Origin of the sequence: Aeromonas sp. Marseille-Q5825, assembly GCF_946892685.1 — a bacterium.
In the GTDB taxonomy this organism is placed as follows: domain Bacteria; phylum Pseudomonadota; class Gammaproteobacteria; order Enterobacterales; family Aeromonadaceae; genus Aeromonas; species Aeromonas rivipollensis.
Genome location: NZ_CAMPOU010000001.1, coordinates 1,431,357 through 1,445,556, shown reverse-complemented (window position 1 = coordinate 1,445,556; position 14,200 = coordinate 1,431,357). Strand labels below are relative to the sequence as shown.

At 63.7% G+C, this 14,200-nt stretch carries 15 protein-coding genes; 9 read left to right on the top strand and 6 right to left on the bottom strand.

The features are described from left to right. The first annotated feature begins 70 nt into the window (after window positions 1–70). The 3 genes from OC537_RS06640 to OC537_RS06630 are packed head-to-tail and all read left to right on the top strand — an operon-like array spanning window position 71 to window position 1,192. Complete coding sequence (locus tag OC537_RS06640; protein ID WP_025327064.1) at window positions 71–469, top strand: GFA family protein; 399 nt, start codon at window positions 71–73, stop codon at window positions 467–469. A gap of 47 nt (window positions 470–516) precedes the next feature. Further along, window positions 517–744, top strand: coding sequence for a DUF4287 domain-containing protein (locus OC537_RS06635; RefSeq protein ID WP_106886712.1), 228 nt, complete (start codon window positions 517–519; stop codon window positions 742–744). 37 nt (window positions 745–781) lie between these two features. Next, entirely contained in the window at window positions 782–1,192 is a 411-nt protein-coding gene (locus tag OC537_RS06630; protein ID WP_262110479.1) for an SRPBCC domain-containing protein, read from the top strand. A gap of 47 nt (window positions 1,193–1,239) precedes the next feature. On the opposite strand, the gene smrB is transcribed toward OC537_RS06630, so the two are convergent. Then, on the bottom strand, window positions 1,240–1,764 hold the full coding sequence (smrB, locus tag OC537_RS06625; protein WP_025327061.1) for an endonuclease SmrB: 525 nt from the start codon (window positions 1,762–1,764) through the stop codon (window positions 1,240–1,242). Between the two features lie 65 nt (window positions 1,765–1,829). Between smrB and prmB the strand changes: the two genes are divergently transcribed. Next, a complete protein-coding gene (prmB, locus tag OC537_RS06620) occupies window positions 1,830–2,765 on the top strand; it encodes a 50S ribosomal protein L3 N(5)-glutamine methyltransferase (protein WP_106887942.1) in 936 nt (311 codons plus the stop codon). Window positions 2,766–2,781: 16 nt separating this feature from the next. After that, a complete protein-coding gene (gene aroC / locus OC537_RS06615) occupies window positions 2,782–3,870 on the top strand; it encodes a chorismate synthase (protein ID WP_111910664.1) in 1,089 nt (362 codons plus the stop codon). Between the two features lie 87 nt (window positions 3,871–3,957). Here aroC and OC537_RS06610 read toward each other — a convergent pair whose 3' ends face one another. Further along, the gene (locus OC537_RS06610) at window positions 3,958–4,770 is read right to left on the bottom strand and encodes a substrate-binding periplasmic protein (protein WP_410050461.1); all 813 of its coding nucleotides are present in this window, start codon (window positions 4,768–4,770) and stop codon (window positions 3,958–3,960) included. Window positions 4,771–5,084: 314 nt separating this feature from the next. Here OC537_RS06610 and OC537_RS06605 point away from each other — a divergent pair, with 314 nt between their 5' ends. After that, the gene (locus OC537_RS06605; RefSeq protein WP_111910662.1) at window positions 5,085–6,473 is read left to right on the top strand and encodes a DEAD/DEAH box helicase; all 1,389 of its coding nucleotides are present in this window, start codon (window positions 5,085–5,087) and stop codon (window positions 6,471–6,473) included. A 94-nt stretch (window positions 6,474–6,567) separates the two neighbouring features. On the opposite strand, the gene OC537_RS06600 is transcribed toward OC537_RS06605, so the two are convergent. The 3 genes from OC537_RS06600 to cra form a co-directional block, all read right to left on the bottom strand. After that, window positions 6,568–6,954, bottom strand: coding sequence for an MAPEG family protein (locus OC537_RS06600; protein ID WP_262110471.1), 387 nt, complete (start codon window positions 6,952–6,954; stop codon window positions 6,568–6,570). 204 nt (window positions 6,955–7,158) lie between these two features. Continuing rightward, a complete protein-coding gene (locus OC537_RS06595) occupies window positions 7,159–8,352 on the bottom strand; it encodes an aromatic amino acid transport family protein (RefSeq protein WP_262110469.1) in 1,194 nt (397 codons plus the stop codon). Between the two features lie 304 nt (window positions 8,353–8,656). Further along, on the bottom strand, window positions 8,657–9,655 hold the full coding sequence (gene cra, locus OC537_RS06590; protein WP_262110466.1) for a catabolite repressor/activator: 999 nt from the start codon (window positions 9,653–9,655) through the stop codon (window positions 8,657–8,659). A 306-nt stretch (window positions 9,656–9,961) separates the two neighbouring features. Between cra and fruB the strand changes: the two genes are divergently transcribed. From fruB to fruA, 3 genes are read left to right on the top strand one after another with little or no spacing between them, the layout of a single operon-like run. Next, window positions 9,962–11,065: a fused PTS fructose transporter subunit IIA/HPr protein gene (fruB, locus tag OC537_RS06585; RefSeq protein WP_262110464.1), complete on the top strand. Its 1,104-nt coding sequence runs from the start codon at window positions 9,962–9,964 to the stop codon at window positions 11,063–11,065. Further along, complete coding sequence (gene pfkB / locus OC537_RS06580; RefSeq protein WP_262110462.1) at window positions 11,062–12,051, top strand: 1-phosphofructokinase; 990 nt, start codon at window positions 11,062–11,064, stop codon at window positions 12,049–12,051. Before fruB ends, pfkB begins: the two co-directional genes overlap by 4 nt. Further along, entirely contained in the window at window positions 12,048–13,784 is a 1,737-nt protein-coding gene (gene fruA, locus OC537_RS06575; RefSeq protein WP_106886720.1) for a PTS fructose transporter subunit IIBC, read from the top strand. The genes pfkB and fruA overlap by 4 nt, the downstream gene beginning before the upstream one ends. Before the next feature lie 80 nt (window positions 13,785–13,864). Here fruA and OC537_RS06570 read toward each other — a convergent pair whose 3' ends face one another. Next, window positions 13,865–14,116, bottom strand: a complete 252-nt coding sequence (locus OC537_RS06570; RefSeq protein ID WP_106886721.1) for a DUF1289 domain-containing protein — start codon at window positions 14,114–14,116, stop codon at window positions 13,865–13,867. Between the last annotated feature and the right edge of the window lie 84 nt (window positions 14,117–14,200).

The window sequence follows — 14,200 nt, the reverse complement described above, 5'->3', positions numbered from 1 at the left end:
CTTCATCTGGTGCGGCAAGGAGTCAAGATCCACTTAGCCCCGTCTGCCGCTCAGCACTCAAGGAGGCATCATGGAAGGTCATTGTCTGTGTGGCGGGATCACCGTTTCAAGCGGCGATCACAAGGAGGTCAACCTGTGTCACTGCGCCATGTGCCGGCGCTGGTCCGGCGGGCCCATGTTCGCGGTGCATGGCGGCAAGGGGGTCAGTTTCAAGGGGCTCAGCCCTGTGGCCTACCGCTCGTCCGAGTGGGCGGAGCGCGGCTTCTGCCCCACCTGCGGCACCCACCTTTTCTACCATCTGTTGCCGACGGACGAGTACATCCTCTGTGCCGGGCTGTTTCAGGAACAGGCGTTCGAGCTCACCGGGCAGATCTTTATCGACGAGAAACCGGACTTCTACGAGCTGAAAAACGACACCCCGACCCTGACCGGGCAGCAGGTGTTCGAGCAGTTCGCCCCCAAACCCTGAGCCCGTCGCTGCGCCAGCCGTGTCGGCAAAACCCCAAGGAGACTGTCATGGATGAGCAACAGAAGGTGAGGGGGCCTGCCTCCTATTTTCCCTCCATCGAGAAAACCTACGGGCAGCCGATTGCCCACTGGCTGGCCCTGCTGGCGGGGCGGGAGGAGCGCAAACACATGGCGCTGGTGGCCTGGCTCAAGGCCGAGCACGGCCTGGGCCACGGCCATGCCAATGCCCTGGTGGCCCACTTTTTGGCGCAGCCCGATGCGCCTGGCGTGGCATAAAAATGCCGCAACGCAGGAAAGGCAGAGGAGAAGAGGGATGAAGATAAGCGTCAGCGTCCGGGTCGAGCGGCCACTCGCTCTGGTATGGGAGGGGTGGAACACCCCCGCCAGCATCATGGTATGGAATGCCGCCTCCCCCGAGTGGCACTGCCCCGGCAGTCGGGTGGATCTGCGGGTCGGCGGGCTTTTTTGTCACCGTATGGCCGCCCGGGATGGCAGCATGGAGTTTGATTTCGAGGGCACCTTCACCGAGGTGGTGCCCCTAACCTCCCTGGGTTACGTCATGGACGATGGCCGCGCCGTCAGGGTGACGTTCGTGGCGGAGCAGGGAGGCTCCTGGGTGCACGAGGAGTTCGACGCCGAATCCGAACACAGCGGCGAGCAGCAGCGTGCCGGCTGGCAGAGCATACTCGACAACTTCAAACGCTATATGGAAAGCGCGCCCTGAGGCGCGCTTTTCGATCAACCTTCAACCTTCTCCTACCCGGCGCCGGGCTACTCCTCGATATCCAGCAGCACCAGGATGGCGCTCTCGCCACCCCATTCCCGGGGGGCCTGATGGAAGGCGCGCACATTGGGGTGCTGGGCCAGCCAGCTCGGAATGCGCTGCTTGAGCACATGCTTGCCGATGCCGTGCATCACGGAGGCGACGTGAATGTTCTCTTTCTGGCACAGGGTGAGCAGGGCGGCCAGCTCCTGCTTGGCCTGGAGCTGACTCATGCCATGAAGATCCAGATAAATCTCCGGCGGATAGAGGCCGCGCTTGAGCTTTTTCAGCTCGAATTTTGACACGTCTTCACGCACAAAACGGGTCGGGCCCTCTTCGTCCAGATGAGGCTGGTACTCGTCGCTGAAAAAGTGGTCAACCCCAAGCTTTTCGCGGCTTTCGCGCAGTTCGCGTTTCTGCTTGACCGGGCTTGAGGAGGCCCTTATGGTATCTTGCTTAATTTTCCGGGTACCTTTGACAGCATCACGAAACAGCAGGCTTTCCTCGTCTGTGGGTGAGGGCGATTTTTTCATCAGGTACTCGTCTTGCTCGCTGTATAGAATTCTCGGGCCGGATATTACTCGACTTGGAGGTGGATTTGGACAAGATATTTATCGACGAGGTGGTTGCCGAGATGCACACCATCCAGGACATGTTGCGCTGGGCCATGAGTCGTTTCAACGACGCCGGGATCTTCTACGGACATGGTACCGACAACGCCTGGGATGAGGCCGTGCAACTGGTGCTGCCCGCGTTACATCTGCCGCCGGACGTGGATCCCGGCATGCGCCACTCCCGCCTGACCACCAGCGAGCGTCACCGCATCGCCGAGCTGATCATCCGCCGGGTGCAGGAGCGGGTGCCTGCCGCCTACCTGACCAACAAGGCCTGGTATGCCGGTTGGGAGTTCTACGTGGACGAGCGGGTGCTCATTCCGCGCTCCCCCATCGCCGAGATGGTGGCCAACCGCTTCGCCCCCTTCCTCAAACATGAACCGACCCGGATCATGGATCTCTGCACCGGCTCGGGTTGCATCGCCATCATCATGGCCCACGAGTTCCCCCATGCGGAAGTGGATGCCATCGACATCAGCGTCGATGCCCTCAACGTGGCCGAGCGCAACATCAACGACCATGGCCTTGAGCAGCAGGTCATTCCGATCCGCTCCGATCTGATGCGCGACCTGCCCGCCGGTGACAAGTACGATCTCATCGTCTCCAACCCGCCCTATGTGGACTCCGAGGACATGTCGGACTTGCCGGAGGAGTTTCGCCACGAGCCGGAGCTGGCCCTGGCATCGGGCTCCGATGGCCTCAAGCTCACCAAGCGCATCCTGGCCAACGCCGCGGACTTCCTCAAGGATGACGGCGTGCTGGTGGTCGAGGTGGGCAACAGCATGATCCACCTGGAAGCCCAATTCCCCGAGGTGCCCTTTACCTGGGTCGAGTTCGAGAACGGTGGTCACGGCGTCTTCGTGATGACCCGCGCCGAGCTGGTGCAGTACCAGGCCCATTTCGCGATTTACAAGAGCTAAGCAGCAAGGAGCACCCATGGCAGGGAACAGTTTTGGCCAACTTTTTCGGGTCACCACCTTTGGCGAGAGCCACGGCCTCGCGCTCGGCGCCGTGGTCGACGGCTGCCCCCCGGGGCTGGAGATAAGCGAAGCGGATCTGCAAATCGATCTGGACAGGCGCAAGCCCGGCACCTCCCGCTACACCACCCAGCGCCGCGAAGCGGACGAGGTGAAGATCCTGGCCGGGGTGTTCGAGGGACGCACCACGGGCACCTCCATCGGGCTCTTGATCGAGAACACCGATCAGCGCTCCAAGGACTACTCCGAGATCAAGGATCTGTTCCGTCCGGGCCACGCCGACTACACCTATCACCAGAAGTACGGTCAGCGTGACTACCGCGGCGGTGGCCGCTCCTCGGCGCGCGAGACCGCCATGCGGGTGGCGGCGGGGGCCATCGCCAAGAAGTACCTCAAGCAGATGCACGGCATCGAGATAGTGGGCTTTCTCTCCCAGCTCGGCCCCATCAAGGCCGAGGCCTTCGACGCGGCGCAGATCGAGCAGAACCCCTTCTTCTTCCCCGATGCGGGCAAGCTGGAGGCTCTCGACGAGTACATGCGGGCCCTCAAGAAAGAGGGCAACAGCATAGGCGCCAAGGTGGCTGTCATTGCGCGCAACGTGCCGGTGGGTCTGGGTGAGCCGGTGTTCGACCGGCTCGACGCCGACATCGCTCACGCCATGATGGGCATCAATGCGGTGAAAGGGGTCGAGATAGGTGACGGTTTCGCCGTGGTAGAGCAAAAAGGCTCGGAGCATCGCGACGAGATGACCCCGGCAGGCTTTGCCAGCAACCATGCGGGCGGCATCCTCGGCGGCATCTCCTCCGGCCAGGACATAGTGGTGAGCATGGCGCTCAAGCCCACCTCCAGCATCACTGTGCCGGGCAAGACCATCAACACCAGCGGCGAGGCCACCGAGATGATCACCAAGGGGCGCCACGATCCTTGTGTCGGCATCCGTGCCGTGCCCATCGCCGAGGCCATGCTGGCCCTGGTGCTGATGGATCACCTGCTGCGCCATCGTGCCCAGAACCAGGGCGTGCATACCCAGACCCCGCTGCTGCGCTGATCTGCAAGCAGCGCTGTCAGCTGATCACCATGAACGGCAAAAGGCGACCCCAGGGTCGCCTTTCTCGTTGGTGCGGTGTCGTCAGGGTCAGCCCTGAGTGCCTGCCTCCCGGGGCTGGCTGCCATCTAGGCGGCACACCGGCGGGGCAAACGCCGCGTCCAGCGCCGGGAGGTCGGCGATGGCGGCATCGATGCGGGCGAGCGCTGCGTCGCTCACCGCCTGGCTGGCGAACATCAGGCTGACCGGCTGCTGGTGCAACAGCACCTGACAGAGGGTGAACTCCTCTGCCCCCAGCTGGGCCAGCCGATGGCGGGCATATTGCCACTCTATGATGACCCCATCGAGGCGTCGCGCCAGCAGGAGGGCGATCAGCCTGTCATCCGAGTTGTATTCGCTCGCCTGCCGAAGGGAAGCACAGGCGTCGCTGAGGGGGAGGGGACGGGTGCCTCGCAGCTTGCCAAGGCGCAGCCCCGTCTGCTGGCACAGATCCGCGAGGCCCCTTATCCCCTGCCAGGGATCGGGGTTCCCGGGGGCCGCCTTGTGGCTGATCAGCACGAAGCTGGCGCGTCTGTAGGGGGCCGAGAAGCGGGCGAAGCGCTCCCGCTCCGGGGTCTTCAGGGCCCCCATGGCGACATCCAGCTGCTGGCGTGCCATCAGGTGCAGGGCCCGGGCCCAGGGGAGGTTGCGAAACGCGGGCTCAAGATTGGCGCTACTCAGGATCTGGCGGGTCAGGGTCACGTCCAGTCCGCCGAGCTCACCGTTGGCCTCGATCTCGCTGAAGGGGGGCCAGTGGCTCCAGGCCACCGACAGTGTCTCTTTGGCGCCAAGGGGCAGGCTCGGTGCGAACAGCAGGCCCAGGCTCAATGCGCAGTGAATAGCGGTCTGGATATGTTTCCTGATCAAGCAGAACCTCCCTGTTCTGTGTCGTGAGTGTATGAATACGCGCCCCAGAATGGGCAGGGGCCCTGGCGAGCGTCATCATCGCCATTCTGCCCAGCCATAGCGGGCTTTTCCACCCGGGCTGGGAGGCATATCACATTTTTCTCGTGTAACAGCGCCAACTCCGTTAGACTGCGCCTCTATTCTTTCCCCTTTGCTCTGCTCCCCGGGGAAATCGTTGTTTTCTCTATAGGCCCAGATCCTGTGAGATGGCATCGGCTCAGCAGAGGAGCCCCACCACAGATCCCCGGCGCCCCTATCCCTAGCAGGTAATTATGAGTTTTACTTCCCTCGGTCTGGCCGAACCCTTGTTGCGTGCCGTTGCCGAGCAAGGCTACGACACCCCGTCTCCCATCCAGCAACAAGCGATCCCGGCCGTCCTGGCTGGCCGTGACCTGATGGCCGCCGCCCAGACCGGGACCGGCAAGACCGCAGGCTTTACCCTGCCGATGCTGCAGCGCCTCACCGAGAGCAAGCGCAAAGTATCCCCGAACCGCATTCGTGCCCTGGTGCTGACTCCGACCCGCGAGCTGGCTGCCCAGGTGGGCGAGAGCGTGCGCAACTACGGCAAGCACCTGCCGATCCGCAGCCACGTCGTCTTCGGCGGCGTCAGCATCAACCCGCAGATGATGGCAACCCGCCGTGGTCTGGACGTGCTGGTGGCCTGCCCGGGCCGCCTGATGGATCTCTACAACCAGAACGCCGTGAAATTCGACGAAGTCGAGATCCTGGTACTGGACGAAGCGGACCGTATGCTCGACATGGGCTTCATCCGCGACATCCGCAAGATCCTCGCCCTGATGCCGAAGAAGCGCCAGAACCTGCTCTTCTCCGCCACCTTCGCCGACGAGATCCGCGAGCTGGCCACCGGCCTGCTGGACAACCCGGCGGTGATCGAAGTGGCCCCGCGCAACAGCACTGCCGAGCGTATCGAGCAGCTGGTGCACCCCTGCGACAAGGCCAACAAGATCGCGCTCTTGAGCCACCTGGTCACCAGCAACGACTGGCAGCAGGTACTGGTGTTCACCCGTACCAAGCACATGGCCAACCGTGTTGCCGAGACCCTCGACAAGAACGGCGTCAGCGCCGCCGCCATCCACGGCAACAAGAGCCAGGGTGCCCGTACCCGTGCCCTGGCCGGTTTCAAGGAAGGCAGTGTCAAGGTGTTGGTGGCGACCGACATTGCCGCCCGTGGCCTGGACATCGACAAGTTGCCGCAAGTGGTCAACTTCGAGCTGCCCAATGTGGCAGAAGACTACGTGCACCGCATCGGCCGTACCGGTCGTGCCGGCGCCGCCGGTCACGCCATCTCTTTGGTGGCGGCCGATGAAGGCAAGCTCATCAAGGCGATCGAGCGTCTGACCAAGCAGAACATCAAGTGCGAGCAGGTGGCTGGCTTTGAAGCCTCCCGCGAGACGCTTGACAACATCGCCCGTGGCATTGGCGCGCCCCTTCGCAAAGAGCCGCGCGACCCGAGCGAAGAGCGCCGTGCGCCGCGCCCGCAGGGTCAGCGTCAGGGGGCCGGTCGCTCCGGCAATGCTGGCGGTGCGCGCACCGGTGGCAACGCGGGCAAGCCAAAGCCGCAAGGTGGACAGCGTCCCGCCGAGGGTGCCGCCAAACCGGCTCAGGCCCGTCGTCCCCGCCGCGCCAGCCACAACCAGTAAGCGGCTCGGGAGCCAGGCTCCCCGGCTGTTCGGTTGCTAAAAAAGCCCCGCCAATCTGGCGGGGCTTTTGTCTTTCTGGCCGGTCGTGAAGCGGTCAAGAGATGAGCGCCGTGATCAAGATATGGGCCGCGCTCACCAGGATCACGCTGAAGGTCAGCCCCATCCCCACCACCCGATAGCGGAAGTTCTCCGGCGTGCGGCTCATGCCAAAGGCGTGGCAGAGACGGCCGCACAGCAAGCTGGCTCCCAGCAGATGGACAAGCCAGGGGGTCTGGCTGGAGGCTTCGACAAAATAGATGAGCAGCAGGGCCAGGGGAACATACTCGGCAAAGTTGGCATGCACCCGCATGGCTCGCAGCATGGCGGGATCTTCCCCGTGCCCCAGCGCCACCCCGCGGCTGTGGCGGGTGCGAATGGTGCGCACGCTGAGCAAGACAAAGAGCAGGGCGAGCAGGGCTGCGTAGATGGGCGCTATGGTCATGGTATCTGGCTCTCGAGTGGATGTGTTTGCTTTGATATTGCTTGGCGCCTCAATGGCTTGCCTCTGAGGGTAGCAGCAAGATGTGGCGAATTGGCGAACCAGGGCGCAACCCGCTGCCGAGAACGCCTGGACCCAAAGAGTAAAAAGCCCCGCCAACTTATGCTGGCGGGGCTTTTCAATATGGGGCATCCAAAGCCGGTAGGATCAGAGCGCGGGCAGCATGCCGAGGCTGACGCTCACCTGGACGCCGACGATCAGCACCCCCATGGCGCCGGCCAGGCCCAGAGCCAGTATGCCGCCCGGGACACGGTAATGGTGCGCCTCGGCCTGCTTGCGGCTCTGCCACACCAAGGCCACCGGCAGCAGCACCGCCAGCACCGCCAGCGCAATGGCGGCGTAACCCAGCGCCATGATGAAGCCTTGTGGGAAATAAAGGGCAAACAGCAGGGGAGGCACGAAGGTGATCATGCCGGTCTGGCTGCGGCCCTGCCAGTTGTCCTTGCGGCGGGTCACCTTGGCCATGAAGTCAAAGAGCCCCAGGGTCACCCCGAGGAAGGAGGTGGCGAGCGCCAGATCCGCAAAGAGATGCATCGCCTGATTGAAGGCGGGCCAGCTGACCAGGTTGCCGACGCTGGCGAGCAGGCTGTCGAGGGCCCCGCCGGTCTGGATCAGGGTCTGCTGACCGAGCAGGCCGAGGATGGCTACCTGCCACAGCACATAGAGGATGAGCGGCAGGGCAGAGCCCCACACAAAGACCCTGCGCAGCTGCTTGGGGCAGTCGCCCAAGTAGAGCATGACGCTCGGGATGGAGCCGTGGAAGCCGAACGAGGTGAAGATGACCGGCAGGCCCGCCAGCAGCAAGCCCTGACCGAGGGGCATGGAGAGCAGATGCTGCCCCTCGGCGCGGGGCAGCAGCAGCGCCAGCACCCCTACCATGATCACCAGTTTGACGGTGAACATCAGTCGATTGAGGTAATCCACCTGTTTGGTGCCGACGCACACCATGCCGCCAAACAGCAGGGTGAAGGCCCAGGCCGCCTGCTCCTGGCTGACGGTGGTGCCCGCATCCGCCAGCGCCTGTGCCAACAGGCTGCTGCCGCCGCTGATGTAGGCGGAGGCCAGGGAGTAGAACAGCATCAGTATGCAGAAGGAGGCGATGCGCTTGCCCCAGGGGCCGAGCAGGTGATCCGCCAACTGGTGCAGGTACCACTTGCCGGTATTGAGGCTGGCCTCCACCTGCAGCATGGCGGTGAAGGCCATCAGGGCCCAGAGCCCGACCATCAGCAGCAGGGTGGCGGGGCCGCCCAGCGACGAGGAGGCCAGCGGCAGGGCCAGCATGCCGGCGCCTATGGTGGTGCCGGCTATCAGCAGGGTGCAACCCAGGGTTTTGGTGTTCATGGTGTCCATCCAGATAGAGAAACTGCGTATTCAAAAAAGCGTGTCAATGGCGCTGTTGGCCGGGTGCCTCCGGGGGCGAGACCGGAGGCTAGCAATATCGGAGTGGACGCATCGTTACGAAAACCCTGTGGGTTGTAAAATATGGTTGCCACGTTAACGGATCAAAATAGTGGAAACAAGCCTGGAAAGGCGGATTTTGTACTGTGAGGTGGCAGTGAGTGGAAATAAAAGATGACAGCAAGCGGTCTTGACTGGTGGAAAAGCGCGCCGACGTGGCAGGAGGCCGCCGGCGCGTGAGGGGGTGTCAGCGGCGACGCTTGAGGGTGCGGCTCACATAGTGCAGGCCAGAGCGGTAGTGGCCGTTGATGGCCTCGAAGGCGAGGGCAAGGGCCTGGGCAGCCAGGGCGTCGTGCTGCTGGGGCAGTGAGTTGATGCCAAAGGGGAGGAAGTCCAGCAGCCTATCGTCCCCGAAGGTGGCCATGGCAATCCGGCTCATGTCGGCTTCCTGCTCCAGCAGATAGTCGAGCACTCCCTCCATCAATATGTAGGAGGTGGCGACCAGCGCCTCGGGCAACTGGCCGAGCCGCTGGTGCAGCTCCTTGATCAGGCGATAGCCCTCGGCGCGGGAGAAGTGGGCTCCCTCGCAGACATGGGGTGTCAGCAGGGCGGCGCTGGCGTAGCTGCTCAACGCCTGCTCGAAACCGGCGCGGCGCTCCTGGCTGATCGTGAGACCCGGCAGTGCTGTGATCAGGGCCACGTGGCGAAGGGCGGGGGTGAGCAGGGAGGCGGTGAGATCGCAGCTCGCCTTCTGGTTTTCACTCGCCACAGTGATGAAGTGCTCGGCGGCCAGGGCCCGGTCTATGGCCAGGATCTGCACGCCATGGGTCTGCTGCTCCCGATAGAAAGGATCCGCCGGTGGCAGGCAACTCGCCACCAGCAGCGCATCCACATGGCGGCTGACCAGCATCCGGGCCAGCTCTTTCTCTGTGTCCGGCTCGTCTTCCGAGCAGACGATCAGCAGCTGATAGCCCTGAGCCCGGGCGCCTTGCTCGAGGCGCTTGGCGAGCTTGGCGTAACTGGCGTTCTCAAGGTCCGGCAGGATGAAGCCCAGGGTCCTGGTCTGGCCACCGCGCAGGGAGGCGGCGCGGCTGTCCGGCTGATAGTTGTGGGCCAGGACCACGGCCATCACCTTGTCACGGGTGGCCTGGCTGATGCGATATTGATCCGCCTTGCCGTTGATCACATAGCTGGCGGTGGTACGCGAGACACCGGCCAGGGCGGCGATTTCATCCAGTTTCATCATATTGGCTCTGTTTGAGTTGCAAGGCCCGCGACGGTTTCAGGTGGGGGCACCGAAAAGTGTGCGCGGGATCATATCATTGAAAAGCACTCTCAGTGGGATCTTGAACAATTGGCTGAAACGATTCAGTCTGAGTGTAAGTGAAACGATTCAGCTTGTCAGTAAGCGATGAATGTTCGACCAGGAAATGCCGTAGCGGCATCCCCGGGGGAAGATTCCCGTCTATTGTCAGCAGGCAAATTACCCGAAATCCAAGTTGAGTTGAGCCGGTGTGCCGCGAGGCGAAGCCGGACCTGATGGAGAATCTCTATGTTGAAGTTGGCGCGACAGCAAATCCTGCTGGGACAATCGGTGACGACCAAGGCGGACGCCATCGCCCTGCTGGCAGGCAAACTGACCGAAGCGGGTCTGGTGGAGGCCGGTTATGTGGACGGCATGCTGGCGCGGGAAGCCCAGCACGCCACCTACCTTGGCAGCGGCATCGCCATTCCTCACGGCACTACTGACACCCGCCATCTGGTCAAGAGCACAGGTGTCATGGTGGCCCAGTTCCCCCAGGGCATCGAGTGGGATGAGGGGCAGACTGCCTATGTGGCCATCGGCATCGCCGCCAAGTCCGACGAGCATCTGGGCATCTTGCGCCAGCTCACCCATGTACTGGGTGACGAGCAGGCGGCCGAGGCCCTTAAAAATGCCACCGATGCCGACACCATCATCAATATCCTGACCGGGGCAACGACCGCCAAAGAGGTGCAATACCTGACCCTGGCGGACTTCCCGGCCGACGATCGCGACCAGCTGCTGCTGGGAGCCGCCGCCCGCGCCAAATCCGCCGGCTGGGGGGAGGCCGCCATGGTGACCTCCCTGCTGGCAAGCGAGCCTGCCTATCTGGGGGATGGCGTCTGGCTGGCCCGCACGCCGGCAGCCCAGACCGGCTGGGTCGTGGCGACTCCGAGCAGTGCGCTGAGCGCAGGGGATCTGCCCGTCAGCGCCCTCTTGTTGCTGTGCGCCGCAGACAGCAGCCATCTGCCCCAGCTGGAGAATCTGGCCAAACTGGCCGCCGCCGGTCAGCTCGCAACTCTTGCCGGCAGCGACGGTCTGGCCATGCTGCAATCGGGCCCGGCGAGCGGTCTTGCCGAGACCTTCACCATCATCAACCCCCATGGCCTGCACGCCCGCCCGGGCGCCATGCTGGTCAAGGTGGCCAAGGAGTTTGCATCCGACATCCGGGTGGCGAACCTGGATGGCAGCGGCGAAGCCGTCTCCGCCAAGAGCCTGATGAAGGTCATCGGCCTTGGCGTCAAGTGCGGTCACCGTCTTGCCTTCCGTGCCGAAGGGGCGGATGCCGAGGCGGCCCTCAAGGGCATAGGCGAAGCCATTGCCGCCGGTCTGGGCGAGGGGGCACTCTCATGACACTAATGACCATCACCCTCAATCCCGCGCTGGATCTCACCGCCCGCCTCGAGGCCATGACCCTGGGCGAGGTGAACCTGGTGAGCGACGCCAATTTGCGCGCTGCGGGCAAGGGGATCAACGTCGCCATGGTCCTGAAAGATCTCGGCCGTGACGTGGGCCTGACCGGCTGGCTCGGCGAGGATAACCAGCAGAGCTTCGTCTCCCTGTTTGCCGAACGCTCACTGGCCGATCACTTCGTGCGCGTGGCGGGCAGCACCCGCATCAACGTCAAGATCTCCGAGCAATCGGGTCGGGTCACGGATCTCAATCTGCCGGGGCTCACCATCCACGAAGGGGAAGTGAGCGCGCTGGAGGCCGAGATAGAGAAACTGGCGCCGCGCGCCGACTGGTTCGTGCTGGCGGGCAGTCTGCCCAAGGGGGTCGAGCCTGGCTACTGCGCCAAGCTCATCAGCCTGCTCAAGGCCAAGGGCAAGCAGGTGATCTTCGATTGCAGCGGCGCGGCCCTGAGCGAGGGCATCAAGGCGGCGCCGACCCTGGTCAAGCCCAACCTGGAAGAACTTGAGCAATGGGCAGGTCGCCCCATCAAGACCCTGAGCGATCAGGCCGACTGTGCCCGCGCCCTGCAGGCCGCCGGTATCCCCCATGTGGTGATCTCCAACGGCGCCGACGGCCTCATCTGGTTTGGCCCCGATGCCGTCTGGCAGGCCATTCCGCCGCGCATGAATGTCGTCAGCACTGTGGGTGCCGGCGACTCCCTGGTGGCGGGGCTGGCCCATGGTCTCAGCCTTGGCTGGGCGCCGGAGCAGACCCTGCGCCTGGCCACCGCCGTCTCTGCCCTGGCGGTGAGCCAGGTGGCGGTCGGCTTTGACGATATCAAGGTACTCACCCCCTTACTCGAGCAGGTGCGCGTGCAGCGTCTGGATGACCTGGCACCGGCTCAATCCAATCCCCTTTCGATGACACACTCAGGAGATGCCCAATGAAAGCAATTCTGGTTACGGCTTGCCCGGCGGGCATTGCCACCAGCTTTCTCGCTGCAAAACGGATAGAACAGCAGGCCAAGCTGGCGGGCTGGGAGCTCACCCTCGACGTCGGCTCAAGCGTGCAGCCCCGCCAGGTTCCCTCGAAAGAGCAGATTGCCGCCGCCGAACTGGTGCTGGTAGTCGCTAGTGCCCCTGTGGATCTCGCCGCCTATGACGGCAAGCGCGTCTATCAGGGCAGCATGGATCTGGCGCTGCAGGATCCTGCCGCCCTGCTGGAAGCCGCCGCGAGCGGTGCCAGCCTCTATCGCCATCAGGTCGCGCCCGTGGTTGCCACTGCCGCTCCCAAGGCGACCACCGGTGCCAAGCGCATCGTTGCCGTCACTGCCTGTCCGACCGGCGTGGCCCACACCTTTATGTCGGCGGAAGCGCTGGAGACCATGGCCAAGCAGCTGGGTCACCAGATCCGTGTCGAAACCCAGGGCTCGGTCGGTGCCCAGAACGCCCTGACTGCCGATGAGATCGCCGCCGCCGATCTGGTGTTCCTCGCTACCGACATCGAAGTGGACATGGCCCGCTTCGATGGCAAGCCCGTCTATCGCACCAGCACGGGAGCAGCCCTGAAGAAGACCCGCGCCGAGCTCGACAAGGCGTGGACAGAGGCGAAGACCTATCGCCACAGCGGCGCCGCCGCGGCCAAGAAAGAGGAGAAGGTCGGCCCCTACAAGCACCTGCTGACCGGTGTCTCCTTCATGTTGCCCATGGTGGTGGCCGGTGGCCTCATCATCGCACTCTCCTTCATCTTCGGCATAGAGGCGTTCAAGGAAGAGGGCACCCTGGCGGCTGCCCTGATGAAGATTGGCGGCGGCTCCGCCTTCGCCCTGATGATACCTGTACTGGCCGGCTACATCGCCTACTCCATCGCCGACCGTCCGGGTCTCGCCCCCGGCATGATTGGCGGTATGCTGGCAAGTTCGCTGGGCGCCGGTTTCCTCGGTGGCATAGTCGCCGGTTTCCTCGCCGGTTACAGCGCCAAGTACCTGAGTGACAAGGTGCGCCTGCCGGTGACCCTGGAAGCGCTCAAGCCCATCCTCATCATTCCGCTCTTTGCCAGCCTGTTCACCGGCCTGGTGATGATCTACGTGGTGGGCGGCCCGGTGGCCGGCATCATGAATGCCATGACAGAGTTCCTCAACAACATGGGCTCTGCCAACGCCGTGCTGCTGGGTGTCATCATAGGCGCCATGATGTGCTTTGACATGGGTGGCCCGGTCAACAAGGCGGCCTACGCCTTCGGGGTCGGCCTGCTCGCCTCCAAGACCTATGCCCCCATGGCTGCCGTGATGGCCGCCGGCATGGTGCCGGCCCTGGGGATGGGGATAGCCACCTTCCTGGCCAGCAAGAAGTTCATCAAGGCGGAGCAGGAAGCGGGCAAGGCCTCCTTTGTGCTGGGTCTGTGCTTCATCTCCGAGGGGGCCATTCCCTTCGCGGCCAAGGATCCGATGCGGGTCATCCCGGCCTGCATGGTGGGCGGTGCCCTGACAGGTGCGCTCTCCATGCTGTTCGGCTGCGAGCTGGTGGCGCCCCACGGCGGTCTGTTCGTGCTCTTCATCCCGAACGCCATCAGCCACGTGATGATGTACATACTGGCGATTGCCGCAGGCTCGCTCTTGACCGGGGTCTCCTACGCCATGCTCAAGCGCGGCGAGGAGCAGGCCAAGCTGGCAACGGCCTGACGGGCATCCCTCCGATGAATGACAAGGCGGCCTGCGGGCCGCCTTTTGTTTTGGTGGGCAGAAGGAGGGCAGGGAAGGGGTCAGAAATCCCAGCCGGGTTGCGATGGCGGCTCGACGGGCTCACCCTCTCTGGCCTTGCGGCGGGCGGCGTCGACCCGCGCCTTGCGATTGCGGCACAGGCGCATCACCTCCTGCTGCTGGGTCGGGGTCATGACCTGCCAGTTGAAGCGCTCTTCCCGGCTGCGCAGGCACCCCTTGCAATATCCCTTGTTGTTCACTTCGCACACCCCGACACAGGGGCTTGTCAGGGGGAAGATTTCGAGCTGTTCCATCCACGACCTCTCACATCTTGTCACCTTGTTATAACCCAGAAGATCCCCTTTGGAGAAATAGGGCGTCCGGGGGCGGATGGCGTT